20 protein-coding genes are annotated in these 24,031 nt (G+C 66.2%); 8 read left to right on the top strand and 12 right to left on the bottom strand.

Annotation, left to right across the window (positions count from 1 at the left end):
- Window positions 1-21: 21 nt before the first annotated feature.
- The 3 genes from dnaK to E9536_RS32105 all read left to right on the top strand — a co-directional run bounded on the left by dnaK (window position 22) and on the right by E9536_RS32105 (window position 5,309).
- Window positions 22-1,974, top strand: a complete 1,953-nt coding sequence (gene dnaK, locus E9536_RS32120; RefSeq protein WP_021162213.1) for a molecular chaperone DnaK — start codon at window positions 22-24, stop codon at window positions 1,972-1,974.
- 268 nt (window positions 1,975-2,242) lie between these two features.
- Window positions 2,243-3,379, top strand: a complete 1,137-nt coding sequence (dnaJ, locus tag E9536_RS32110; RefSeq protein WP_021162212.1) for a molecular chaperone DnaJ — start codon at window positions 2,243-2,245, stop codon at window positions 3,377-3,379.
- Window positions 3,380-3,392: 13 nt separating this feature from the next.
- Window positions 3,393-5,309: a bifunctional anthranilate synthase component I family protein/class IV aminotransferase gene (locus E9536_RS32105; RefSeq protein ID WP_136472108.1), complete on the top strand. Its 1,917-nt coding sequence runs from the start codon at window positions 3,393-3,395 to the stop codon at window positions 5,307-5,309.
- 107 nt (window positions 5,310-5,416) lie between these two features.
- Here the strand turns inward: E9536_RS32105 and panB are convergent, their stop codons facing one another.
- From panB to hda, 6 genes are read right to left on the bottom strand one after another with little or no spacing between them, the layout of a single operon-like run.
- A complete protein-coding gene (panB, locus tag E9536_RS32100) occupies window positions 5,417-6,232 on the bottom strand; it encodes a 3-methyl-2-oxobutanoate hydroxymethyltransferase (RefSeq protein ID WP_059698828.1) in 816 nt (271 codons plus the stop codon).
- Between the two features lie 45 nt (window positions 6,233-6,277).
- Window positions 6,278-6,964: a deoxynucleoside kinase gene (locus E9536_RS32095; RefSeq protein ID WP_027788310.1), complete on the bottom strand. Its 687-nt coding sequence runs from the start codon at window positions 6,962-6,964 to the stop codon at window positions 6,278-6,280.
- Complete coding sequence (gene folK, locus E9536_RS32090; protein WP_136472106.1) at window positions 6,961-7,503, bottom strand: 2-amino-4-hydroxy-6-hydroxymethyldihydropteridine diphosphokinase; 543 nt, start codon at window positions 7,501-7,503, stop codon at window positions 6,961-6,963. The genes E9536_RS32095 and folK overlap by 4 nt, the downstream gene beginning before the upstream one ends.
- 35 nt (window positions 7,504-7,538) lie before the next feature.
- The gene (gene pcnB, locus E9536_RS32085) at window positions 7,539-9,074 is read right to left on the bottom strand and encodes a polynucleotide adenylyltransferase PcnB (RefSeq protein WP_136472104.1); all 1,536 of its coding nucleotides are present in this window, start codon (window positions 9,072-9,074) and stop codon (window positions 7,539-7,541) included.
- A gap of 5 nt (window positions 9,075-9,079) precedes the next feature.
- Window positions 9,080-9,757 carry an HAD family hydrolase gene (locus E9536_RS32080; protein WP_021162206.1) on the bottom strand — a complete coding sequence of 226 codons (678 nt, stop codon included), beginning with the start codon at window positions 9,755-9,757 and terminating at the stop codon, window positions 9,080-9,082.
- 11 nt (window positions 9,758-9,768) lie between these two features.
- Window positions 9,769-10,503 carry a DnaA regulatory inactivator Hda gene (gene hda / locus E9536_RS32075; RefSeq protein WP_006484992.1) on the bottom strand — a complete coding sequence of 245 codons (735 nt, stop codon included), beginning with the start codon at window positions 10,501-10,503 and terminating at the stop codon, window positions 9,769-9,771.
- Between the two features lie 250 nt (window positions 10,504-10,753).
- Between hda and purM the strand changes: the two genes are divergently transcribed.
- Window positions 10,754-11,809, top strand: a complete 1,056-nt coding sequence (purM, locus tag E9536_RS32070; RefSeq protein ID WP_006484927.1) for a phosphoribosylformylglycinamidine cyclo-ligase — start codon at window positions 10,754-10,756, stop codon at window positions 11,807-11,809.
- A 111-nt stretch (window positions 11,810-11,920) separates the two neighbouring features.
- A complete protein-coding gene (locus E9536_RS32065) occupies window positions 11,921-12,316 on the top strand; it encodes an SgcJ/EcaC family oxidoreductase (RefSeq protein WP_136472102.1) in 396 nt (131 codons plus the stop codon).
- A 34-nt stretch (window positions 12,317-12,350) separates the two neighbouring features.
- Here the strand turns inward: E9536_RS32065 and tet are convergent, their stop codons facing one another.
- Window positions 12,351-13,544 (bottom strand): Tet(A)/Tet(B)/Tet(C) family tetracycline efflux MFS transporter, encoded by a 1,194-nt coding sequence (tet, locus tag E9536_RS32060; protein ID WP_136472100.1) that lies wholly within the window; start codon window positions 13,542-13,544, stop codon window positions 12,351-12,353.
- Between the two features lie 63 nt (window positions 13,545-13,607).
- Here tet and tetR point away from each other — a divergent pair, with 63 nt between their 5' ends.
- Window positions 13,608-14,240, top strand: coding sequence for a tetracycline resistance transcriptional repressor TetR (gene tetR, locus E9536_RS32055; RefSeq protein ID WP_136472098.1), 633 nt, complete (start codon window positions 13,608-13,610; stop codon window positions 14,238-14,240).
- A gap of 3 nt (window positions 14,241-14,243) precedes the next feature.
- Here tetR and miaA read toward each other — a convergent pair whose 3' ends face one another.
- Window positions 14,244-15,218, bottom strand: coding sequence for a tRNA (adenosine(37)-N6)-dimethylallyltransferase MiaA (gene miaA / locus E9536_RS32050; RefSeq protein ID WP_136472096.1), 975 nt, complete (start codon window positions 15,216-15,218; stop codon window positions 14,244-14,246).
- The gene (gene mutL / locus E9536_RS32045) at window positions 15,215-17,215 is read right to left on the bottom strand and encodes a DNA mismatch repair endonuclease MutL (RefSeq protein ID WP_136472094.1); all 2,001 of its coding nucleotides are present in this window, start codon (window positions 17,213-17,215) and stop codon (window positions 15,215-15,217) included. Before mutL ends, miaA begins: the two co-directional genes overlap by 4 nt.
- A 183-nt stretch (window positions 17,216-17,398) precedes the next feature.
- On the opposite strand from mutL, the gene E9536_RS32040 reads away from it, so the two are divergent.
- Window positions 17,399-18,082 (top strand): DedA family protein, encoded by a 684-nt coding sequence (locus E9536_RS32040; protein ID WP_059487168.1) that lies wholly within the window; start codon window positions 17,399-17,401, stop codon window positions 18,080-18,082.
- 73 nt (window positions 18,083-18,155) lie between these two features.
- Here the strand turns inward: E9536_RS32040 and E9536_RS32035 are convergent, their stop codons facing one another.
- The 3 genes from E9536_RS32035 to E9536_RS32025 form a co-directional block, all read right to left on the bottom strand.
- On the bottom strand, window positions 18,156-18,968 hold the full coding sequence (locus tag E9536_RS32035; protein ID WP_027788301.1) for a mechanosensitive ion channel family protein: 813 nt from the start codon (window positions 18,966-18,968) through the stop codon (window positions 18,156-18,158).
- A 257-nt stretch (window positions 18,969-19,225) separates the two neighbouring features.
- Window positions 19,226-21,229 (bottom strand): capsular biosynthesis protein, encoded by a 2,004-nt coding sequence (locus tag E9536_RS32030; RefSeq protein ID WP_136472092.1) that lies wholly within the window; start codon window positions 21,227-21,229, stop codon window positions 19,226-19,228.
- A gap of 27 nt (window positions 21,230-21,256) precedes the next feature.
- The gene (locus E9536_RS32025) at window positions 21,257-22,408 is read right to left on the bottom strand and encodes a glycosyltransferase family 1 protein (RefSeq protein ID WP_136472090.1); all 1,152 of its coding nucleotides are present in this window, start codon (window positions 22,406-22,408) and stop codon (window positions 21,257-21,259) included.
- A 437-nt stretch (window positions 22,409-22,845) separates the two neighbouring features.
- Between E9536_RS32025 and E9536_RS32020 the strand changes: the two genes are divergently transcribed.
- Window positions 22,846-24,030, top strand: coding sequence for a polysaccharide biosynthesis/export family protein (locus tag E9536_RS32020; protein ID WP_134255618.1), 1,185 nt, complete (start codon window positions 22,846-22,848; stop codon window positions 24,028-24,030).
- The last annotated feature ends 1 nt before the right edge of the window (window position 24,031 follow it).

The following is a 24,031-nucleotide window of genomic DNA, read 5'->3' as shown; positions in this document are numbered from 1 at the left end:
CATTTCTGGAGATTAGGAAAAATGGGAAAGATCATCGGTATTGACCTCGGCACCACGAACTCGTGCGTTGCCATCATGGAAGGCAACCAGGTCAAGGTCATCGAGAACTCGGAAGGCACGCGCACCACGCCGTCGATCATCGCCTACATGGACGACAACGAAGTGCTCGTCGGCGCGCCGGCCAAGCGTCAATCGGTGACCAACCCGAAGAACACGCTGTTCGCGGTGAAGCGCCTGATCGGCCGCCGCTTCGAAGAGAAGGAAGTCCAGAAGGACATCGGCCTGATGCCTTACAGCATCATCAAGGCCGACAACGGCGATGCATGGGTCGAAGCGCACGGCGAAAAGCTCGCGCCGCCGCAGGTTTCGGCGGAAGTGCTGCGCAAGATGAAGAAGACGGCCGAAGACTACCTCGGCGAGCCGGTCACGGAAGCCGTGATCACGGTGCCTGCGTACTTCAACGACAGCCAGCGCCAGGCAACCAAGGATGCCGGCCGCATCGCAGGCCTCGAAGTCAAGCGGATCATCAACGAGCCGACCGCAGCTGCGCTCGCGTTCGGCCTCGACAAGGCCGAGAAGGGCGACCGCAAGATCGCCGTGTATGACCTCGGCGGCGGTACGTTCGACGTGTCGATCATCGAAATCGCGGACGTCGACGGCGAAATGCAGTTCGAAGTGCTGTCGACCAACGGCGACACGTTCCTCGGCGGCGAAGACTTCGACCAGCGCATCATCGATTACATCATCGGCGAGTTCAAGAAGGAGCAGGGCGTCGACCTGTCGAAGGACGTGCTCGCGCTGCAGCGCCTGAAGGAAGCCGCTGAAAAGGCGAAGATCGAGCTGTCGTCGAGCCAGCAGACCGAAATCAACCTGCCGTACATCACGGCGGACGCGTCGGGCCCGAAGCACTTGAACCTGAAGATCACCCGCGCGAAGCTGGAAGCGCTGGTGGAAGATCTCGTCGAGCGCACGATCGAACCGTGCCGCATCGCGATCAAGGACGCAGGCGTCAAGGTGTCGGACATCGACGACGTGATCCTGGTCGGCGGTCAGACGCGCATGCCGAAGGTCATGGAGAAGGTGAAGGAGTTCTTCGGCAAGGATCCGCGCCGTGACGTGAACCCGGACGAAGCCGTCGCGGTTGGCGCGGCGATCCAGGGCCAGGTCCTGTCGGGCGATCGCAAGGACGTGCTGCTGCTCGACGTGACCCCGCTGTCGCTCGGTATCGAGACGCTCGGCGGCGTGATGACGAAGATGATCAGCAAGAACACGACGATCCCGACGAAGCACGCGCAAGTGTATTCGACGGCGGACGACAACCAGGGCGCCGTGACGATCAAGGTGTTCCAGGGCGAACGCGAAATGGCAGCCGGCAACAAGCTGCTCGGCGAGTTCAACCTCGAAGGCATCCCGCCCGCACCGCGCGGCGTGCCGCAGATCGAAGTGACCTTCGACATCGACGCGAACGGCATCCTGCACGTCGGCGCGAAGGACAAGGCGACCGGCAAGGAAAACAAGATCACGATCAAGGCGAACTCGGGTCTGTCCGAGGCTGAAATCGACCAGATGATCAAGGACGCGGAAGCGAACGCAGCGGAAGATCACAAGCTGCGCGAGCTGGCCGATTCGCGCAACCAGGGCGATGCGCTGGTCCACAGCACGAAGAAGGCGCTGACCGAGTACGGCGACAAGCTGGACGCGGGCGAGAAGGAAGCGATCGAAGCGTCGCTGAAGTCGCTCGAGGAAGTGCTGAAGGACACGTCGGCCGACAAGGCTGCGATCGACGCGAAGGTCGAGGAACTCGGCAAGGTTTCGCAGAAGCTCGGCGAAAAGATGTACGCCGACATGCAGGCCCAGCAAGCGGGTGCGGCCGGCGCAGCGGGTGCAGCGGAAGGTGCGGCCCACGCGGGCGGCGCGCAACAGGCTGCCGACGATGTCGTCGACGCCGAGTTCAAGGAAGTGAAGAAGGACTAAGCCGGGTTGCCCCGGTGCCGCACGCCGCGCGCGCAACACGCGCGCGGCGCGGCTGACGGGCTGGCTGACAAGCGGTCTGTCTTTCCTTCCGGATGGCCGGATCGACTCCACGCCTGGCGGGCTTTGCGGCCCTCCGGGCACATTTGTTTTTTGGCGGGTGCTGCACGAGCCGTCCGCGGACGGGCGCAGCGCCAGACGAGTCGAGAGACTTTACTGCGGGCGAAAGGAGCCGCCGCGTGCGCGATGCGTGGCGGCACAGTGAATCGATATGGCGAAACGGGATTACTACGAGGTTCTGGGCGTCGCGAAGAATGCGAGCGACGACGAAATCAAGAAGGCATATCGCAAGCTTGCGATGAAGTATCACCCTGACCGCAATCCGGACAACAAGGATGCGGAAGAGCATTTCAAGGAGGTGAAGGAAGCCTACGAAATGCTCTCGGACAGCCAGAAGCGGGCCGCGTACGACCAGTACGGCCATGCGGGCGTCGATCCGAACATGGGCGGTGCGGGCGCACAGGGCTTCGGCGGCTTCGCGGATGCGTTCGGCGACATCTTCGGCGACATCTTCGGCCAGGCCGCGGGCGGCGCCGCGCGCGGCGGCCGTGGCGGCCCGCAGGTGTATCGCGGTGCCGACCTGCGCTACAGCATGGAAATCACGCTCGAGCAGGCCGCACACGGCTACGACACGCAGATCCGCGTGCCGAGCTGGGTGTCGTGCGAGGTCTGCCACGGGTCGGGTGCGAAGCCCGGCACGAAGCCGGAAACCTGCCCGACCTGCCATGGCCAGGGCACGGTGCGCATGTCGCAGGGCTTCTTCAGCATCCAGCAGACCTGCCCGAAGTGCCACGGCACGGGCACCTACATCCCCGAGCCGTGCGTGCATTGCCACGGGTCGGGCAAGGTGAAGGAAACCAAGACGCTCGAAGTGAAGATCCCGGCCGGGATCGACGACGGGATGCGCATCCGCTCGGCCGGCAACGGCGAGCCGGGCATCAACGGCGGGCCGCCGGGCGACCTGTACGTCGAGATCCACATCAAGCCGCACTCGGTGTTCGAGCGCGACGGCGACGATCTCCACTGCCAGATGCCGATCCCGTTCACGACCGCCGCGCTCGGCGGCGAGATCGAGGTGCCGACGCTGGCCGGCCGTGCATCGTTCCCGGTGCCGGAAGGCACGCAGTCGGGCAAGACGTTCCGGCTGCGCGGCAAGGGCATCAAGGGGCTGCGTTCGAGCATCGCGGGCGATCTGTACGTGCACGTGCAGGTCGAGACGCCCGTGAAGCTGACCGACAACCAGCGCGACCTGCTCAAGCAGTTCGAGAAGTCGCTGGCCGAGGGCGGCGCGCGTCACAGCCCGCAGAGCAAGAGCTGGTTCGACCGTGTGAAGAGCTTCTTCGAGTAACTCGAGTAACAGCATGACTGAAGGCAACGAGAGCGCGTCGTTCGCGCTCTTGGACGATTGCGACTCGACCGCGTCCGCGCGGTCGAGTCGTTTGTATTCGGGATTCGTGCGCGAACGCGTGTGCACGGATCCGGCGCGGCTCGACGCAGTCGATGCGGCGGTGGCGCAGGACCTGCGCGACGGGCTGCATGCGGTCGTCGTCGGCGATTACGAATTCGGACGTAACCTGCAAAAAGCGCAGCCGGGCCATGCCCCGCTGCGCTTTTTGCTGTATGCGCGCTGCGAACGCCTGTCGCGCGACGAAGTCGACGCGTGGCTCGCGCAGCAGGACGGCGGCAGCGACGCGCCGTCGATCGCGGGTGTCGCGCATGTCGCGAAGAGCGTGTCGCGCGATGCGTTCGATGCGGCGATCGCCGCGGTGCACGACGCGCTGCGCGCGGGCGATTCGTATCAGGTCAACTACACGTACCGGCTGAACTTCGACGTATTCGGCACGCCGCTCGCGCTGTACCGGCGGCTGCGTGCGCGCCAGCCGGTGCGCTACGGTGCGCTGGTCGCGTTGCCCGACGGGGCGTGGATCGTGTCGTGTTCGCCCGAGCTGTTCGTCGAGAAGCACGGCGACGTGCTGCGCGCGCGGCCGATGAAGGGCACCGCGCCACGTTCGGCCGACCCTCGCGACGATGCGGCGGCGGCCGCGTTCCTCGCGAACGATCCGAAGAACCGCGCGGAAAACGTGATGATCGTCGACCTGCTGCGCAACGACGTATCGCGGATCGCGCGCACCGGGACGGTTCGCGTGCCGGCGCTGTTCTCCGTCGAGCCGTATGCGTCGGTGTGGCAGATGACGTCGACGGTCGAGGCCGGCTGGCGCGAAGGGACGACGTTCGCGCAGATGCTGCGTGCGCTGTTTCCGTGCGGATCGATCACGGGCGCGCCGAAGTACAAGACGATGCAGTTGATCGATGCGATCGAGTCGACACCGCGCGGCCTCTATACGGGCGCGATCGGCTGGCTTGACGCCGCTAAGCAAGGCGCCGATTCCGACGCGCCGGGGGAGCGCCTGGCCGGTTGTGGCGATTTTTGCCTGTCGGTCGCGATCCGGACGCTGACGCTCGATGCTACCGGTGAAGGTGCGACCGGTGCCGAAGCACGCAATCCGGCAACGGCAATCGCCGGCCGGCGCCGTGGCACGATGGGGGTCGGCGCGGGCATCGTGCTCGACAGTGTCGCGGCCGACGAATATGCGGAGTGCGAATTGAAAGCACGATTCCTGACGGATGCCGATCCCGGCTTCCAGCTGTTCGAAACGACCGCCGCCACGCGTGCGGACGGTATCCGGCACCTCGATCGTCATCTCGCGCGGCTGCAGCGTAGCGCGGAAGCGTTCGGCTTCCGCTTCGACCCCGAGGCGCTACGTCGCGAGATCGACGCGCGCTGCGCAGTGCTCGACGGCGACGACGCCTACCGGATGAAGCTCGCGCTCGCGAAGGACGGCACGATCGAGATCGTCGCGGCACCGCTCAAGCCATTGCCGGCGGGGCCGGTCGGCGTGTTGCTGGCGTCCGCGCACGGCTTCGCATCGACCCGTGCGAGCGATGCGCTGCTGCTGCACAAGACGACACGCCGCGCCGAATACGATCGCGCGTGGCAGGCGGCGGAGGCGCTCGGGTGCTTCGACATGCTGTTCGTCAACGAGCGCGGCGAGGTGACGGAAGGCGGGCGCTCGAACGTGTTCGTGAAGCTTGACGGCCAGTGGGTAACGCCGCCGCTCGAATCCGGCGTGCTGCCGGGGGTGATGCGTGGCGTGTTGCTCGACGATCGCGTGTTCGGCGCGACGGAGCGGGTCGTGACCCGCGACGATCTCGCGCGTGCGGAGGCGCTGCTGCTGACCAACGCGCTGCGCGGCGCGCTCGACGCGGTACTGAAGTAACCGGCAGCCGGCAGCGTATGAAAGAAAAAGCGCGGCGCCCCGCAAAGGGCGCCGCGCTTTTTTACATCGAGGCACCGGCGCACGCGCCGCAGGCCCCGCCACGGACGTCAGAACGAATGTTCCGGCCCAGGGAACGAACCATCCTTCACCGCGTGCACGTACGCTTCGACGGCCGCCTGAATGTTCGGCTGACCCTGCATGAAATCCTTCACGAAGCGCGGCCGCTTGCCGGGGAACACGCCGAGCATGTCGTGCAGCACGAGCACCTGGCCCGAGCAGTCGACGCCCGCCCCGATGCCGATCGTCGGAATCTTGAGCATGTGCGTGACTTCGGAGGCGACGAGCGTCGGCACGGCTTCGAGCACGACGAGCTGCGCGCCCGCATCCTCGATCGCGCGCGCGTCGCGCAGCAACTGGGCAGCACCGGCTTCGGTCTTGCCTTGCACCTTGAAGCCGCCGAACGCGTGCACCGATTGCGGCGTGAGGCCCACGTGTGCGCATACGGGCACCGCGCGCTCGACGAGGAAGCGGATCGTCTCGGCGAGCCATTCGCCGCCTTCGAGCTTGACCATCTGCGCACCGGCACGCATCAGCTTGACGGCACTCGCGAACGCCTCGGCCGGCGTACCGTACGTGCCGAACGGCAGATCGGCGACGACCAGCGCGCGCGGCTGCGCGCGGGCGACACAGGCGGTGTGATACGCGATGTCGTCGAGCGACACGGGCAGCGTGGTCGTTTGGCCCTGCAGCACGTTGCCGAGCGAATCGCCGATCAGCAGCACGTCGACGCCCGAACGGTCGAGCAGTGCGGCAAAGCTCGCGTCGTAGCAGGTGAGCATCGCGATCTTCTCGCCGGCGACGCGCATTGCCTGCAGCTTGGGCACCGTGACGGCAGGCCGGCTCGATTCCTGGAGATAGGTCATGGGAAATCCGGTTCGGATGGGTAAGGAACGACAGGCGAGGACGCGTCAGCGCGTCGTCTCGCCCTTGACGAAGAATTCCTTGCGGCCGCGCATCGTCTCGATGCGCTCGACCAGCAGGGCGAGATCTTCGGGGGAATCCTGCGGGTTCAGGTGTTCCGCGGCGACCGTCAGCACCGGCGTGCGGTCGTAGTGGTAGAAGAATTCGTTGTACGCGTCGACGAGCGAGCGCAGGTACGCGTCGCTGATCTGCAGCTCCATCGGCAGCCCGCGCTTCTGGATGCGCGAGAACAGCACTTCGGGGCTCGCCTGCAGGTAGACGACGAGGTCGGGCGACGGCGCCTGCGGCACGTCCACGTGCGTGGCGACCGAACGGTAGAGCTGCCACTCGTCTTCCGGCAGGTTCAGCCGCGCGAAGATGTCGTTTTTCTGCGGCATGAAATCGGCGATGACCGGGCGGCCCGTTTCGAGCGCACCGATCAGCTCGCGGGCCTGCTGCGCACGCTGCAGCGCGAACGACAGCTGCACGGGCAGCGCGTAGCGCGCGGTATCGCGATAGAAGCGTTCGAGGAACGGGTTGTCCTGCGGGCGCTCAAGCAGCGTCTGCATCGACCAGCGTTCGGCGAGCAGGCGCGCGAGCGTCGTCTTGCCGACGCCGATCGGGCCTTCGATCACGAGATAGCGGTGCGGGGCGCGCAGGTCGGGCGCAGTGACGGTGAGGGGTGTCGGGGTCATCGGCAGCGGTTCTTGTCGGCGTCTTCGCTGGCGGCGAGCGCCTTCTGCATCAGGCACTGGCAGGTCTGCACCTTCTGGACACGCTGATCCGCGACGGCGGCGAGGAAGGTATCGGCACGGCCGCGCGCGGGAATGTCGAGTGCGGGCTCGATCTCCACGAGCGGCACGAGCGCGAACGCGCGATCGGTGAGGCGCGGATGCGGGACGATCAGGTCGGGTTCGTCGATCGAGTCGGCGCCGAACAGCAGGATGTCGAGGTCGAGCGTGCGCGGCGCGTTGCGATACGGGCGCTCGCGGCCGAAGTGATGTTCGATCTTCTGGCAGAGCGCGAGCAGCTCGCGGGCCGACAGCGTCGTGTCGAGCTTGACGACGCAGTTGTAGTAATCGTCGCCGCCCGCTTCGAAGGGCGCCGTGCGATACAGGCTCGATTTGCCGAGGATCGAGATGGTGCGCTGCTGCGCGAGGCACACCACCGCGTCCTTCAGGGTCTGGCGCGCATCGCCGAGATTCGCCCCCAGTCCGATATATGCAACCGTCATGGCATCACTTCCTACGTCGTTCGCCGTCGTGCGCGTCAGTCGTCGGAACCGCCCGAGGTGTCCGGTGCCTGCTCGGCGGCACCTTCACCCGGCTTGCGGTTTCGCGCACCGCCGCGGCGGCGCCGCTTGCGGGGCGATTTTTCCTTCGAGCCGCCCTGCGTGAGCAATGCCTCGCGAGCGGCCGCGTCGCCTTCGATGAAATCCGTCCACCACTGTCCGACTTCCGCATCGAGCTCGCCGGATTCGCAGCGTAACAGGAGGAAATCATACCCCGCTCTAAACCTTTGGTGTTCCAGCAGCCGCATCGCGCTGCGGCCCGAGCGTTTCTCGAGGCGCAGCTGCAGGCCCCAGATCTCGCGCATGTCGGCCGAGTAGCGCTTGTGGATCGCGAGTTTCTCGGTCTGCATGTCGAGCACGTCGTCCATCGCGCGATGGAGCGCCGGCACCGGGATTTCGCCTTCGGCCGTGTATTGTTCGAAGCGCTGGCGCATGTCGTGCCACAGCAGCGTCGCGAACAGGAAGCCCGGCGATACCGTCTTGCCGGCGCGCACGCGCGCGTCGGTGTTGTTCAGCGCGAGCGTGATGAACTTTTCGCCCTGCGGCTGTTCGAGCACGACGTCGAGCAGCGGCAGCAGCCCGTGGTGCAGGCCTTCCTTGCGCAGCCGCTGCAGGCACGCGAGCGCGTGGCCCGACAGCAGCAGCTTCAGCATTTCGTCGAACAGGCGCGCGGCCGGCACGTTGTTGATCAGATCGGCGAGCGCGTTGATCGGCTCGCGCGTGTGCGGCTCGATCTCGAAACCGAGCTTCGCCGCGAAGCGCACGACGCGCAGCATCCGCACCGGATCCTCGCGGAAGCGCGTGGCCGGATCGCCGATCATCCGCAACAGGCGGGCGCGCACGTCGGCCATCCCGTCGTGGTAGTCGAGCACCGTCTGCGTCGACGGGTCGTAGTACATCGCGTTGATCGTGAAGTCGCGGCGTGCGGCGTCTTCGTGCTGCTCGCCCCACACGTTGTCGCGCAGCACGCGGCCGCTCGCGTCGACCGCATGGGTGCGGCGATCGAGTTCGTCGCGCTTCAGGCGCTTCGGCGGCTCGGCAGCGGCCGCCTCGGGCGGCGCATCGACCAGCGCGCGGAACGTCGACACCTCGATCAGCTCCTGGCCGAACTGCACGTGGACGATCTGGAAGCGGCGGCCGATCAGGCGCGCGCGGCGGAACAGGCGCTGAACTTCGGTGGGTGTTGCATCGGTCGCGACGTCGAAGTCCTTCGGCGCGATGCCGAGCAGCAGGTCGCGTACCGCACCGCCGACGATGAAGGCGCGGAAGCCCGCCTGCTGCAGCGTGTCGGTCACGCGCACGGCATTCTTCGAGATCAGCGCCGGGTTGATGCCGTGCACGCTGGCCGGCACGACGGTCGGCTCATGGTTGCTGCGCGGCTTTTTCGTGCCGCCGCGGGCGCCTTTCGGGGCACGCGGGGTAGCAGGGGCCGCTTCGTCGGCCGGGGCCGCTGCGGGAGAGGTTTGCCCGGTTTCGTCCTGGCCGAGCAGTTTGCGAATGAATTTTTTGATCACGACGTTCAGAAGAGATCGAGGATGCGCCAGCCGCGGTTGCTTGCATGCGCGCGCAGCGTGTCGTCAGGGTTGGTCGCGATCGGGTCGGTGACTTTCTCGAGCAACGGGATGTCGTTGTGCGAGTCGCTGTAGAAGTAGGTGTGCGTGAAGTCGCTCCATTGCTTGCCGAGCGACGCGAGCCACGCTTCGGTCCGCACGATCTTGCCTTCGCGATAGCTCGGCGTGCCGGTCGGCCGGCCCGTGTACGGCGAATCGGGATGCCCGTCGGTCGTCTCGACCTCGCAGGCGATCAGCGTGTCGACGCCGAACGCGGTGGCGATCGGGCGCGTGATGAATTCGTTGGTCGCCGTCACGACGCAGCACAGGTCGCCTGCATCGAGGTGCTTGCGCACGAGTTCGAGCGCGGCGGGCGTCATTGCGGGTCGGATCACCTCGTGCATGTACTGCTCGTGCCATTGCGCGAGCTGCGCACGCGAATACTTCGCGAGCGGCGTGAGCATCGCCGTGAGGTACGCGTGGATGTCGAGCTTGCCGGCCTTGTAGTCGGCGAAGAACTGGTCGTTCTGACGCGAGAAGCTTTCCGCGTCGACGATGCCGAGCTTCACCATGAAGCGGCCCCATTCGTGGTCGCTATCGGTCGGGATCAGCGTGTGATCGAGGTCAAAGAGTGCCAGATTAGTCATGGAAGCGCATTTTACTCGAAGCGGTTCGGGCCCGTGCCCGGTGGGGTGATGTCGTCGCCGGGACGCGCCAGCATGCGGCGCAGCAACGGCAGCGTGACGGCGCGTTTCTGCTCGAGCGAGAAGCGGTCGAGCGCGTCGAGCAGCGCCATCAGGCTCGGCATGTCGCGGCGGAAATGGGTCAGCAGGTAGGCGGCGATGTCGTCGGTGAGCGCGATCCCGCGTTCCTTCGCCGCGAGCTTGAGCACGGCGATCTTGCCGGCATCGGACGGCGGCGACAGGTGGAACACGAGCCCCCAGCCGAGGCGCGTGCGGAGATCCTCGCGCACGTCGAGCGCGAGCGGCGCCGCGGGGCCGGCCGCGACGAACGCGCTCGACGGGTGCGCGCGCACTTCGTTGAACAGGTTGAACAGCGCGACCTGCTGCGTGTCGCTCATCCGGTCGCAGTCGTCGATCGCGTAGATGCCGATGCGCGGGTCGAACGTGAACGCGCCGAGCGGGCTTTGCGGTGTGAGATAACGCGCATAGCCGTACGAGGCGTCGCTCACGAGCGCCTGCAGCAGATGGGTGCGGCCGCATCCGGGCTCGCCCCAGATATAGAACGACCGGTCCGGCACGGGGCCCGCCGCGAGCGCGAGGTCGAGCTTCTGCAGGCGCGAGATGAGCTCGTCGTTCTCCTCGTTCATGATGAAGTTGTCGAACGTGGCGGGCGGCGGCGTGCCGAGATCGAGCGTCAGTTGACGGGACACAACAGTCACAATGCGGGTCGGTTGAAAATACGCGTGCCGTACGCCGGGCACGCGCCGGGAACTGCGCCTTCGCGGGCTTCACGCGCGCCCGCACGCACGGCGCCACGCCGGTTTCGGCGCGGTTCGCTCGGCGATGAAAACGGGGACGTGTTGACCAAGATGCAATCCCTGACGATTCGGTGCTGGGAATTCCGGCCAACGGGCCGGCTTCGGGTAAAATCGCATTTTACCGACCTTCTCGCATTCCCCCATGAATCCTCCGAAATCCGCTCCCGACGCCCAAGGTCTGTCCTATCGCGACGCAGGCGTCGACATCGACGCGGGCGACGCGCTCATCGACAAGATCAAGCCTTTTGCGAAGAAAACCCTGCGCGACGGCGTGCTCGGCGGCATCGGCGGGTTCGGCGCGCTGTTCGAAGTACCGAAGAAGTACAAGGAGCCCGTGCTCGTGTCGGGCACCGACGGCGTGGGCACCAAGCTCAAGCTGGCCTTTCATCTGAACAAACACGACACCGTCGGCCAGGATCTCGTCGCGATGAGCGTGAACGACATCCTCGTGCAGGGCGCCGAGCCGCTGTTCTTCCTCGACTACTTCGCGTGCGGCAAGCTCGACGTCGATACCGCGGCAACGGTCGTCAAGGGCATCGCGCAGGGTTGCGAACTGTCCGGCTGCGCGTTGATCGGCGGTGAAACGGCCGAAATGCCGGGCATGTACCCGGACGGCGAATACGACCTGGCCGGCTTCGCGGTCGGCGCGGTCGAGAAGAGCAAGATCATCGACGGCAGCACGATCGCCGAGGGCGACGTGGTGCTGGGCCTCGCATCGAGCGGCATCCACTCGAACGGCTTCTCGCTCGTGCGCAAGATCATCGAGCGCGCGAACCCCGACCTGTCGGCCGATTTCCACGGCCGCTCGCTCGCCGACGCGCTGATGGCACCCACGCGCATCTACGTGAAGCCGCTGCTCGCGCTGATGCAGAAGCTGTCGGTGAAGGGCATGGCGCACATCACCGGCGGCGGCCTCGTCGAGAACATTCCGCGCGTGCTGCGCGAAGGCCTCACCGCCGAGCTCGACCAGAACGCGTGGCCGCTGCCGCCGCTGTTCAAGTGGCTGCAGGAGCACGGCGGCGTTGCCGACGCGGAAATGCACCGCGTGTTCAACTGCGGGATCGGCATGGCCGTGATCGTTTCGGCGGCCGATGCCGACGCAGCGATCGCCGACCTGACCGCCGCCGGCGAACAGGTGTGGAAGATCGGCACCGTCCGTGCGACCCGCGAAGGCGAGGCGCAGACCGTCGTGGTCTGACGCACGGCCGCAGCAGATGCAGCAAGGAAAGCCGCCCGGAGTCGATCCGGGCGGCTTTTTTTTCGGGCGCCGCGCGGCGTACGGGCGCGCGCCGACGAAGGAGGAGCGACGATGACCGAAGACGAACGCGCGATCCGTGAGCTCGTGGACAACTGGTTCGTATCGAGCCGCCGCGGCGACCTGGCGACCGTGCTCGATCTGATCGCCGACGACGCGATCTTCATGGTGGCCGGCAGGCCGCCGTTCGACAAGGCGGCGTTTGCGGCCGCATCGCGTGACGCGAACGCCGGGGGCGGGCCCGCGCCGACGATCGACGGCCGTTACCGGATCGACGAACTGCGCGTGCTGGGCGAGTGGGCGTACATGCGCAATTTCATCGAGATCGAGGCGACTCCGCCGGGCGGCGAGACGATCCGCCGTTCGGGCCATACGCTGACGATCTTCCGCAAGGCCGACGGCCGCTGGCAGCTCGTCCGCGATGCCAATCTCGTGACGCTCGCGCATTGATCACGGCGGCGAGCGTGACGGTGCCGGCCGGCGCTCAGGCGGACGGCCGCGCCGCGCCCGCTGGCCGGGCACCGGCCAGCAACGGCGGGACGAGCAGATAAAGCAGCGCGGCCGCGGCCCAGACGAGCCCCGGCCAGGTCGCGCGTGTCGCCGCATAGGTTGCGGTGACGACCAGCGGCCCCGCGACACCGATCAGGCTCGCCACGCTCGCGAGCGCGCCTTGCAATTCACCCTGGCGCGCATCGTCGATCTGCCGCGCGAGCATCGCCTGCAGCGCCGGCAGCGTCATGCCGCCCGCCGCGAACAGCGGCAGCAACGCGAACGGCACCCACGCGGCGGTCGCGAACGCAATCGCCACGAGCCCGAGCGCGTCGCCCGCGAGGCCCAGTGCGAGCGCGCGGCGCTCGCCGAGCCGCGCGATCAGCGGCCCGATCGCGAAAGCCTGCGCGAGCGCGTGACACGCACCGTAGCCCGCCAGCGACAGCCCCGCGATCGGTGTCGACCACCCGAAATGTTCCTGGCCGTACAGGATCCACAGCGTGGCGGGCGCCTGCGACACCAGCGCCACGATCACGTAAATGCCGATCAGCGGCACGAGCGCCGGTGAGCCGGTCAGCCGGCGCAGGCTGGCGAACGGGTTGAGCGCGCCGGCCGTCCGGCCTTCGCGGGCCGAACGCGGCCGCGATTCCGGTAACGCGCGCCAGACGAGCACGAGATTGAGCGCGTTGAGCACGGCGGCCGCGACGAACGGCGCGCGCACATGGAGCGCGCCGAGCAGGCCGCCGATCAACGGGCCCGCGATGAAGCCGATGCCCATCATCGCGCCGAGCTGGCCGAAGCGTCGCGCGCGGTCGGGTTCGGCCGTGACGTCGGTGACGTATGCAGTCGCGACCGCGACGTTCGCGCCGGTGATGCCCGCGATCAGCCGCCCGACGTAGAGCCAGGCGAGCGTCGGCGCGAGCGCCATCAGCAGGTAGTCGAGCGCGGCGCCCGCGAGCGACACGAGCAGTACGGGCCGGCGGCCGACGCGGTCGCTCAGCGCGCCGAGCAGCGGTGCGCACAGGAACTGCGCGAACGCGTACAGCGCGAGCAGGATCCCGTAGTGGATGTCGGTGCTGCCCGCATCGGCGAGAGAGCGCAGGAGCCCGGGGAGGATCGGCATCACGATCCCGACGCCGATCGCGTCGAGCAGGACCGTGGCCAGAATGGCAATCAGGGACGGATTCAAGGGTGTGACTCTATCGGTGATAGAGTGGCGATTATTCCACAACTTTCCCTATCGGTGATAGAGATGAAGGACACAGGGGCGCGGCTGACGCGCGACACGGTACTGCGCGCGGCGCTCGACCTGCTCGATGAAGTCGGCATCGATGGGCTGTCGACGCGGCGGCTCGCCGAGCGGCTCGGCGTACAGTCGCCGACGCTTTACTGGCATTTCCGGAACAAGGCCGAACTGCTCGACGCGATGGCCGAGGCGATCATGCTCGAGCGGCACGATGCGACGCTGCCGCGGCCGGGCGAGGCGTGGGATGCGTGGCTTCTCGACAACGCGCGCAGTTTCCGCCGCGCGCTGCTGGCCTATCGCGACGGCGCGCGCCTGCATGCCGGTACGCGGCCGCAGGCGCTGCATTTCAGCTCGATCGAACGCAAGGTCGCGCTGCTCGGCGAAGCGGGTTTCGCGCCGGACGAGGCGGTCGACCTGATGTATGCGCTGGGCCGCTTCGTGGTTGGATGGGTGCTGGAGGAACAGGCGGAACCCGAAGGCGAGGCCGATGCGCCGCTGCCGGACGCGGCCGAGTATCCGTTGCTCGCAAAGGGCTGGGCCGCGCTGCGCGCGCGCGGCGGCGACGAAGCGTTCGAGCGCGGCGTCGCGCTGATCGTCGACGGCGCCCGCGCGCGCGTGGCAGCACGCGCGCGCGGCTGACGGTCAGGCCGGCGTGCCGCTGTCGAGCACGCGTTCGAGTGCGTCGAGCGCGCGGGCCGTGGCGTCCGGCGCGATGCAGTCGACGACGATCCGCTCCGGCATCGCGCGCAGCCAGGTGATCTGGCGCTTGCAGAGCTGGCGCGTCGCGAAGATGCCCTTGTCGCGCATCGTCCGGTAGTCGGTGTCGCCGTCGAGGAATTCCCATGCCTGCCGGTAGCCGACGCAGCGCATCGACGGCAGGTCGGGATGGAGATCCTCGCGACGGCGCAGCCGCTCGACTTCGTCGATGAAGCCCGCGTCGAGCATCGCATCGAAGCGCTGTGCGATCCGTGCGTGCAGTACCGCGCGATCGGACGGCTCGAGCGCGACCGGCACGAAGCGGTAAGCGGCGGCCGCATCGTCGTTGCGTCGCGGGGCGGCGAGCAGTACCGACATCGGCTGGCCGCTCAGCATGAATACTTCGAGCGCCCGCTGGATCCGTTGCGAATCGTTCGGCGCGAGCCGCGCGGCCGTGTCGGGATCGACCTGCGCGAGTCGCGCGTGCAGCGCGGGCCAGCCATCGCGCGCGGCTTCCGCATCGAGAGTCGCACGCACGTCCGGATCGGCGCCGGGCAGGTCGTTGAGCCCCTGCGTCAGTGCCTTGTAGTACAGCATCGTGCCGCCCGCGAGCAGCGGCGTGCGGCCGCGCGCGGCGATCTCGCCGATCAGGCGCAGCGTGTCGGCGCGGAAACTCGCGGCCGAATACGCGTCGGCCGGATCGATGATGTCGATCAGGTGGTGCGGCACGCTCGCGCGCTCTTCGCGCGAAGGCTTCGCGGTGCCGATATCCATGTCGCGGTAGACGAGCGCCGAATCGACGCTGACGATCTCGATCGGGCGGCGCGCGGCGAGTGCCAGCGCCGCGGCCGTCTTGCCCGATGCGGTGGGGCCGAGCAGGCAGGCGATCGTCGTCGGAGAGGACTGAGGTGAAGCGCTCATTGTCCGCGCATGAACAGGCGGTCGAGATCGTTCAGCGTGAGCTGATACCACGTCGGCCGGCCGTGATTGCACTGGTCCGCGCGTTCGGTCGCCTCCATCTGCCGCAGCAGCGCGTTCATCTCGTCGAGCGTCAGGCGCCGGTTCGCGCGCACCGCGTGGTGGCAGGCGAGCGTGCCGAGCAGCTCGTGCTGGCGCTCGGTAAGCACACGCGAGCCGCCGAACGCGTGCAGGTCGGCGAGCACCGCGCGCGCGAGCGACTGCAGGTCGGCATCCTTCAGCAGCGCCGGGACCGCGCGGATCGCGAGCGTCGTCGGCGACAGCACTGCCAGGTCGAAGCCGAGCGATTCGAGCGTGTCGCGCTCTTCCTCGACCGTGCCGATTTCGACCGGCGTGGCCGTCATCGAGATCGGCAGCAGCAGCGCCTGCACGGCGACCGAGCGGTCGGCGAGCGCGTTCTTGAACTGTTCGTACAGGATCCGCTCGTGTGCCGCGTGCATGTCGACGATCACGAGCCCGTGCGCGTTCTGCGCGAGCACGTAAATGCCGTGGATCTGGCCGAGCGCGAAGCCGAGCGGCTGCTCGTCGTGCGCGGTGGCGGCGATCGGCGATACGGTGAAGCCGGGCAGCGGTGCGAGCGGCGTATCGGCCGAATCGCGCGCGATGGTGGTCGTGCCGTCCGGCGTGCCGGCGCCGCTATCCTTGCGGCCGAACATCGCGTCGTAGAGCGCGAGCGGCTGCGCGACGGGCAGCGTGCCCTGCGTCATCCGTGCCTGGCGCATCCAGGTATTGCCTGCCGACGAGGACGACGGCGACGAGAAGCCGCTGCCGCCCGTGCCACCCATGCTGCCGGTCGCGTGGCCCTGGCTTTGCCCGAGCGGCGTGTCCAGGAACGACGACGGCCCGCGCGGAGCCGGTTCGATATGCGCGGCATGACCGCCCGCCGTGGTTTCCGGCGACGCGCCCGCGTGGCGCGCGAGCGCGCGCTGGACCGCATGGAACACGTACTGGTGGATCGAGCGCGAATCGCGGAACCGCACTTCGATCTTCGACGGATGCACGTTCACGTCGACGGCTTCCGGCGGCAGGTCGAGAAACAGCACGTACGACGGGTAGCGGTCGCCGTGCAGCACGTCCTCATAGGCCGCGCGCACCGCGTGCGTCAGCAGCTTGTCGCGCACGAAGCGGCCGTTCACGAAGAAGTATTGCTGGTCGGCGCGCCCGCGGCTTGCGGTCGGCAGCCCGGCGCAGCCGTAGACGGCGAGCGGGCCGGCCTGCTCGTCGAGCGGCAGGTGCGCGGTCGCGAAGCCGTCGCCGAGGATCTTCGCGACGCGCTGCGCGGGCTCGGTCGCATTCCAGTGCTCGACGGCCTTGCCGTTGTGCAGCACCGAGATCGCGACGTCCGGCCGCGCGAGCGCCGCGCGGCGGATCATTTCCAGGCAGTGGCCGAACTCGGTCTGCTCGCTCTTCAGGAACTTGCGCCGCGCGGGCGTGTTGAAGTACAGCTCGCGCACCTCGATCGTCGTGCCGGTCGCACCGGCGGCGGGCGACAGCACGCCCGTCTGCGCGTCGATCTTCATCGCATGCGCGGCATCGGCCGTCCGGCTTGTGATCGACATCTCGGCCACCGACGCGATCGACGCGAGCGCTTCGCCGCGGAAACCCAGCGTGGCGACCGCCTCGAGCTCCTCGAGCGAGCGGATCTTGCTGGTCGCATGGCGCATCAGCGCGAGCGCCAGCTCGTCGGGCGGAATCCCGCAGCCGTCGTCGGTGATCGAGATGCGCTTGACGCCGCCTTCTTCCAGCACGATGCGCAGCGTCGTGGCGCCGGCGTCCATTGCGTTCTCGAGCAGCTCCTTGACGACCGACGCCGGACGTTCGACGACCTCGCCGGCGGCGATCTGGCTGATCAGCTGGTCGGGCAGGGGCTGGATCGCGCGCAGCGGGCGCGGAGCAGGGGCGGGCGTGTCGCCCGCGGCCGTTTCGGTGATTTCGGACATGGCCGAATTATAGCGAGGCGGCGGATGCGTGCCGGGGCGGCGGAGCGTTACGTTTTTTCACGGAGCCTTAAGGTAGTTTCGGTATCATGGCTCCGTTTCGCGCGCCGCCTTGGCCGGCGGGCGCTTCCGCCAAGTCTGGCCTGTTTCGGCCGTTCCGGCCCTATCGCCTTCGAGGAATCGCATTTGGATACGCTGCTTCATTTCGTCAACCTTGTCCTGCATATCGACGCCTTCCTCGGCGATTTCATCCGGCAGTACGGCGCGTGGGTCTATCTCGTGCTGTTCCTGATCGTGTTCTGCGAGACGGGGCTCGTCGTGTTCCCGTTCCTGCCGGGCGATTCGCTGCTGTTCATCGGCGGCGCGTTCGCGGCGACGGGCGAAATGAACGTCGGCGCGCTGATCGTGCTGCTGCTCGTCGCGGCGATCGCCGGCAACACCGTGAACTACCTGATCGGCCGCTGGGTCGGCCCGAAGGTGTTCAATACGCATATCCCGGTGCTCGAGCGCTTCCTTGACCGCGCCGCGCTGCAGAAGACCCACTCGTTCTACGACAAGCACGGCGGCAAGACGATCGTGCTCGCGCGCTTCATCCCGGTCGTGCGTACGTTCGCGCCGTTCGTCGCGGGCGCGTCGTCGATGAGCGCCGCGCGCTTTCAGCTCTTCAACGTGATCGGTGCGCTGGTGTGGGTGCTGCTGCTCGTGCTGCTCGGGTATTTCTTCGGCAACATCCCGTTCATCCGCCAGTACCTGAACGTGATCGTGCTGGTCGGTATCGGTGCGGCGATCGTGCCGGTCGCGCTCGGCGCGGTGTGGAAGCTGGTGCGCGGGAAGCAGTCGGATAACGCGCAGAAGACGGGCGGGCGGTAAGCCCGGACGCTTCGGTTTCAGGCAATAAAAAAGCGTGGCGGGTGCCACGCTTTTTTTTCGTCCGGTGCCGCCGTCATGCGCTGCGATGCAAGAGCGGCGTTTCGGGCGTCGGGTATTGCGCGTCGCGGAACGTTTCGAGGATCACGCGGTTGGTGTCGCAGTACACCTGCCAGTAGTTTTCAGGTTGCGTGGACGGGCGCACGAACAGCAGCGGGCCTTCCGGCGTGAATTGCAGCACGCCGACGTCCGGCGCCGGGCTGGTCAGCACGTTCGGGATCTGCTGGATCGACGCTTTCAGGCGGTTGATCGCGTCGACGGCATCGACGCCGTTCGCGATCTTCGCGGTCAGGTCGACGCGACGATACGACGTTGCGCTGTAGTTGGCGATGTTGTCCGAGAAGATCTTGTTGTTGCCGACGATCGTCACGATGTTGTCCGGCGTGACGATCGTCGTGCCGAACAGGCCGAGCTCCTTGACCGTGCCCGTGACGCCGCCCGCGCTGATCACGTCGCCGATCTTGAACGGACGCAGCACCTGCATGAACACGCCGGCGGCGAAATGCGCGAGCAGGCCGCCCCAGGCGGTACCGATCGCGAGGCCGAGGCCGGCGAGCAGCGCGGCGAACGAGGTGGTCTGCACGCCGAAGATCTGCAGGATCGCGAGGATCAGCAGGATTGTCAGCAGCACGCCGACGACGGAGGTCAGGTAGTCGGTGAGTGTCGGGTCGACCTTGCCGCTGCGGCGCACGACCTTGCCGAGCAGGCGGGTACCGATGCGGATCGCCCAGCGGCCGACGAACCACAAGACGATCGCGGCGAGGAGGTTGAGGCCGAAGTCGAGGCCGCGGGTCATCAGGAATTGCTGGGCGGTGGCGAGATCGATCATGCGTTCTCCGAAGTCAAGGGTGGGAAGGGCGGCGCATGCACCGGGTGGGTGGCGCTTTTATAACCCGAGCCGGGAGGGGCGGCAACCTGTCTGACACTGCTTGACGTAATGGAAAACGGGCAGGACGCGGGTGCGTGCTGCCCGTTGGGGATGTATTTGGTTTTATTTAAATGGTATTCAAACTACCTTAGGCGACATGTTTTTGTCGATCAAGCGAGCGCCTATGGATCATCGGGCCGCAAATGCCCCGATCTTCGTCAGCGCATTGTGCGACCGCGAAAATATTGCCGTCCCTGCCAACTGGCGTAACGTATCGCGTTGCGGGTCCAGCGTACTGCCTTGACAAGCGGGCGGGCGCGATTGCCGCGTATTTTTTCGAGCGGTCGAGCCGCGTTCGGCGCGAGTTGCCGGGCGATTGCCTCGGGCGTCGTGAACAGCGAGAGCTGCCAATCCCAATAGACTGCATAACGCAGCAACACGCCTGCCGTCAGCATGTCGAGCGACAGCCGGCGTTCGCGCCACGGCTGTTCCAGCGCATCGTGCGTCAGTCCCCAGCCGGCATAAAACGGCAGGCCGTAGGTATGGACTTCCTTCCCGCGCATCAACGCGTCGAAGCCGGCGAGCGACGACAGCGTATGCAACTCGTCCGTCACGTCGATCAGCGAAATGAGATCTGCGTGCGCATCGACGATGTCTGCGAGGTGTGCTGCGTCGACCAGCCCGGCACGATTGCCGGACAGCACGTCCGGATGTGGCTTGTAAATGATGAATGCGTCAGGTCGGCGAGCACGCACTTCCTGCAACAAGGCTTCCGACGTGGCTATCGTGCCCGTTCCCAGCCGGATCGACGCATCGTCCGCAACCTGGCCTGCGACGAGCACGATGCGCTTGTCGTGCGGGATACGCCATGCCGGCGCCTGACGGCCGAGATTGTATTTCGTGAGACCGAGTCGCACGATCTCGTGCCTCAGCGCTGCCGCGCGCTGCAATTCCGGTTCGTCGAAGGCGGCCTGATTGAGAATGACAGTCAGGTCGCTGGGGCGACTCGCGTCGAAATACAGGCCACGGCGGTCGATTACCTGGCTGCACGGCGGCGACATGTCGGAACCGAGCCCCGTCGAATGGATGAAGCCGTCTTCGATCCGCACGCGTACCGTCGCGTCCGGCAGGCCTTCTGCCGAACGTCCACCCCATATTGCAGCGTGTTCGCCGGTGCGCGTGTCGCGCGGATCCGCTATCCAGCGTAACGTCCCGCCTCCCGCCGACAGGTACGGTGTTGCATACGGACGTTTCCACCACTGGAAGCGTATGCCGGCGACTCTGTCGAGGTCGCTGTAGCGGGTGGCGACGGCATGCTGCAGCTCGATGCAGTCGAGTGCGTTTTCGAGCGTGCCCTGGGTGCCGCGTGCCGGGTCGAGGTACTGCGCGAGTTGCAGGAACGCGGCATCGAACAACGCGAACACGGACGGGCGCGCACGCCGCTCCGCCATCGCGGCGCGATCCCGAGTCAGTCCCCAGCCGGCGTAATAGGGCGTACCGAACACATGAACCGGGACGCCGGCCAGCAGTGCCGCCATCCCTTCGGACGCGCCGACGACATAGACGGCGCCGGCATGTCGAAGGATGTCCCTGAAGGAGTGTGCGACGTCGAGGACTCGGGCATTCCCGGGCAGTCGTGCCTTGTTCGACAACCAATCTCCGGCGCCTGCATCGGCGGAGCGCAGGATCCACACGTCGGCACCGGGGTGCGCGATACGCGCTGCATCTGCCATCGCAGCAAAGTTCCCGCGGCGGTGCCCGGCCGGCGTACAGACGTCGGTATGCGACGCCTCTCTTTCGTCGATCAGCACGATGCGTTTTTCGCGGCCGGATGCGTGCCATGCATCCGGCAATTCGGCCACCCGGTGCCGAACGTGCAACGCATCGCTGTCGAGGACGCGGTGAATCAGAGCGCGACATCGCGCGTCCGCGTCGGTGACGGGCGAAGCCTGGAGCATGCGGTCGAGTGCGGCGACAAGCCCGCCGCGCGCAATCAGATCCGGTGGAATGCGGAACCACGAAAGCGGCGGCGCGTGCCGCACGAAGACGGGGCCGGGGCAGACCGGGTAGACGGTGCGTCCGAGCGATGCGGACGTTCGAGCAAGTGCGACGCCGAGCCACGAATCGACCCACACGAACGGCGATTTTCCGGGCGGCCAGTTGCCCCTGCGCTTGCCGGGCACAATGGTGGTTGCGTCGAATGGCTGGATGTCGGGCGTCATCGAAGATTCGGTCGGTACCGGATTCATTTACCGGAGCGATTCGAGAAAGCCGTCGATTCGTTCAAAGTGCTCGGCCCACGTCGGCGCTCGAAAGCGTTCGATCCGCGCGATCTGGTTCGCTCGTTCGGTGCTGTCCGGCAGCGCATACGCGCGAATCCGAGCGAGCCATCCTGGCCCGTCGAGCGGGTCGAGATAGTCGGGAATGTCCGACGCGATCTCGTGAAAGACCGGCAGGTCGCTGGCGAGTACCGGCACGCCCAGCATCAACGCTTCGACGAGCGGCATGCCGTAGCCTTCGGCGAACGACGGGAACACGAGCGCACGCGCATGCTGCAGCCAGGCGTGCAGCCGATCGTCGCTGCAATCCGATTCCTCGATGACCGCACTGCGAATCGTCGCGCACCGCTCCAGCATGTCGATGACGTTCTCGCATTCCCAGCCGCGCCGGCCGATGACGACGAGCTTGGGAGCGGCGTCGCCCATCTGTTCGACCAGATGCCGCCATACGTGCAGGATGAACCAGTGGTTCTTGCGCGGCTCGATCGTGCTGAGCATCACGAAATAGGGTGCTGCGATCGGTGGCGGGCTCGGCGGATGAGGCTCCACCGCGGGTGCGAGGGGCGCGACGACGACCGGCGGCAGCGGCAGCGACGCTTGGCGCGCCTCGTTCGCCAGCTCGTCGTAGGTCGCCTGCGAGTTGCTGATCAAGCCGCTCGCGTGCCGTAGCGCGGTATGGATGCGGGCGCGATGCGATGCGTCCACGCCCGGGCGGCAGTACTCCGGGTGCGTCAACGGAATGAGGTCATGGACCATGAAGACCGAGCGCGCGTTACGTTGCGCCATCGCCCGATAGTACCGGGGGAACTCCATCCCGTTGTGACTGGTATGCAACAAAATTGCACGATCGAATCGCGGTGGATAAAGCTGGTTCAGCAACGCAGAAGCGATAATCTTGCGCAGCGCCCATCGATCGCGACTGGACGACAGCAGCAACGCAAATATTTTTTGCGAGTCTTTTTCCGTTAAAACGATGGAAAAACCGCGTTCACTCAGGACTGCGCGCGCACGGTCGCCGTATCGGCGGATGTAAGCCAGTCCAACTCTGTCTACCCCGGTGGGGATCAGGCCATCATAAAAGCGGGTGGCAAGACGAGTGACGTCCAGAAGTATTTTTGTCACGCAGGTGCAATGTGGTTGTGCGCACGGAAATGAAAGATGTTTCTGTTTGCCGAAGCGTGATGGCTCATGCAACAATTCCGCCGGGTAATTCTATGGCATCTCGCATGGCGGGACAATTCGCGCGTGCGCGTCTGTCGTCTGCACGAATGCGGGGCATGCCAAACAATTGAAGCTTGAAGTCAGATTTACCGATTCGTTCGCGCCCCCGCGCGCGGCAGCAATGGACTTTTGAGACCGCCCCTGTTTGTGCCAGACCGGCTCGCTCCTTAGCGGGCTAAGGATTCGGCTGAGCATAAGCCAGGGCAGATGGACGGCGAAAAACCGAGGGAGCTCCAAGGGCGTCTATCGGCATTCGGATGCGCCATGCCGGTGAATTCTCCGGTACATCTTACATTGTGCGGTAAAATCCGGCGGCCTTTGAATGACTGGATTGTTAAATGCAGAATTTAAATCGCAGTGTTTGGGTGGCTGCTGCCATCGGTGGCACCATTGGGTTGGCTGCGTGTGGAGCCATTCCCACGTCCGGGCCGAGTCGCTCTGAGATTAATGCCAGTGGTGCCGGCACAAATCAAGTCAGTTCGCAAGGAATCCAGGTCGTCGATGTGACTGATCAGGTGGCGCGGCAACTCTATGCCGGCCGCAAAAGTACGGATTTTGCTGCAGCACTAGGCGACAATTCGGCGTTTCAGCAACAGTTAGGTGTAGGTGACGTGGTCGAGGTGTCGATCTGGGAAGCGCCGCCTGCCACTCTGTTTGGCGGTGGCACGAGTGACTCACCGACGCCCAGTGGTGTACCGACTGGCGCGAGGCTGACCAAGTTGCCGACGCAAGTGATCGACGGCAACGGCAACATTCATGTGCCGTTCGTTGGCGCCATCAAGGCAACGGGCCGTTCGCCAAGCCAGTTGCAAGCCTATATCGCAGCGCGTCTCAAGAATATTGCGCATGACCCGCAGGTTCTGGTGCAACTAGCGCGGAACGAAACCTCATACGTCACCGTGGTGGGAGACGTATCGAGCAGCACGCGCATGCAACTGAGTGCGCGTGGCGAACGTGTGCTCGACGCGCTCGCTGCGGCCGGCGGCACGAAGCAGCCGATCAACAAGACAATGATTCAGGTGACGCGTGGCGAAACCGTCGCGTTGGAGCCGCTCGAAACGGTGATCCGCGACCCGCGCCAGAATGTACCGTTGAAGGCAGGTGACGTTGTCACCGCATTGTTCCAGCCCTACAGCTTTACCGCGTTTGGTGCGACGGGCAAGAACGAGGAAATCAATTTCGAGGCGCAGGGCATTACGCTGGCGCAGGCGTTGGCGCGGGCGGGTGGTCTGCAAGACTCGCGCTCAGACGCACAGGGCGTATTTATTTTCCGGCTGGAAGATCAGCAGGCGCTCAAGTGGCCCAACCAACCGGTGCGAACGACGGCAAACGGTAAAGTCCCGGTTATCTATCACATCAATTTGAAAGACCCGGACTCGTTCTTCGTGGCGCAGAGTTTCATGATGGACAACAAGGACGTCCTCTACGTCTCTAATGCGCCGGTGGCAGAACTGCAAAAAGTGCTGAACCTGGTGTTCTCCGTAGCCTACCCGATTGTGTCTGGTGTACAGACGTTCAAATAAT

It is taken from the genome of Burkholderia sp. LS-044 (genome assembly GCF_004803625.1).
Lineage (GTDB): Bacteria > Pseudomonadota > Gammaproteobacteria > Burkholderiales > Burkholderiaceae > Burkholderia > Burkholderia cepacia.
The sequence above is the reverse complement of the archived record's forward strand: the minus strand, read 5'-3'. Positions and strand labels throughout refer to the sequence as shown.

What these genes read in the sequence shown, in the direction of transcription:
- dnaK (WP_021162213.1), top strand. Translation starts at nt 22, where the DNA reads ATGGGAAAGATCATCGGTATTGACCTCGGCACCACGAACTCGTGCGTT.
- dnaJ (WP_021162212.1), top strand. Translation starts at nt 2,243, where the DNA reads ATGGCGAAACGGGATTACTACGAGGTTCTGGGCGTCGCGAAGAATGCG.
- E9536_RS32105 (WP_136472108.1), top strand. Translation starts at nt 3,393, where the DNA reads ATGACTGAAGGCAACGAGAGCGCGTCGTTCGCGCTCTTGGACGATTGC.
- panB (WP_059698828.1), bottom strand. Translation starts at nt 6,232, where the DNA reads ATGACCTATCTCCAGGAATCGAGCCGGCCTGCCGTCACGGTGCCCAAG.
- E9536_RS32095 (WP_027788310.1), bottom strand. Translation starts at nt 6,964, where the DNA reads ATGACCCCGACACCCCTCACCGTCACTGCGCCCGACCTGCGCGCCCCG.
- folK (WP_136472106.1), bottom strand. Translation starts at nt 7,503, where the DNA reads ATGACGGTTGCATATATCGGACTGGGGGCGAATCTCGGCGATGCGCGC.
- E9536_RS32080 (WP_021162206.1), bottom strand. Translation starts at nt 9,757, where the DNA reads ATGACTAATCTGGCACTCTTTGACCTCGATCACACGCTGATCCCGACC.
- purM (WP_006484927.1), top strand. Translation starts at nt 10,754, where the DNA reads ATGAATCCTCCGAAATCCGCTCCCGACGCCCAAGGTCTGTCCTATCGC.
- E9536_RS32065 (WP_136472102.1), top strand. Translation starts at nt 11,921, where the DNA reads ATGACCGAAGACGAACGCGCGATCCGTGAGCTCGTGGACAACTGGTTC.
- tetR (WP_136472098.1), top strand. Translation starts at nt 13,608, where the DNA reads ATGAAGGACACAGGGGCGCGGCTGACGCGCGACACGGTACTGCGCGCG.
- miaA (WP_136472096.1), bottom strand. Translation starts at nt 15,218, where the DNA reads ATGAGCGCTTCACCTCAGTCCTCTCCGACGACGATCGCCTGCCTGCTC.
- mutL (WP_136472094.1), bottom strand. Translation starts at nt 17,215, where the DNA reads ATGTCCGAAATCACCGAAACGGCCGCGGGCGACACGCCCGCCCCTGCT.
- E9536_RS32035 (WP_027788301.1), bottom strand. Translation starts at nt 18,968, where the DNA reads ATGATCGATCTCGCCACCGCCCAGCAATTCCTGATGACCCGCGGCCTC.
- E9536_RS32030 (WP_136472092.1), bottom strand. Translation starts at nt 21,229, where the DNA reads ATGACGCCCGACATCCAGCCATTCGACGCAACCACCATTGTGCCCGGC.
- E9536_RS32020 (WP_134255618.1), top strand. Translation starts at nt 22,846, where the DNA reads ATGCAGAATTTAAATCGCAGTGTTTGGGTGGCTGCTGCCATCGGTGGC.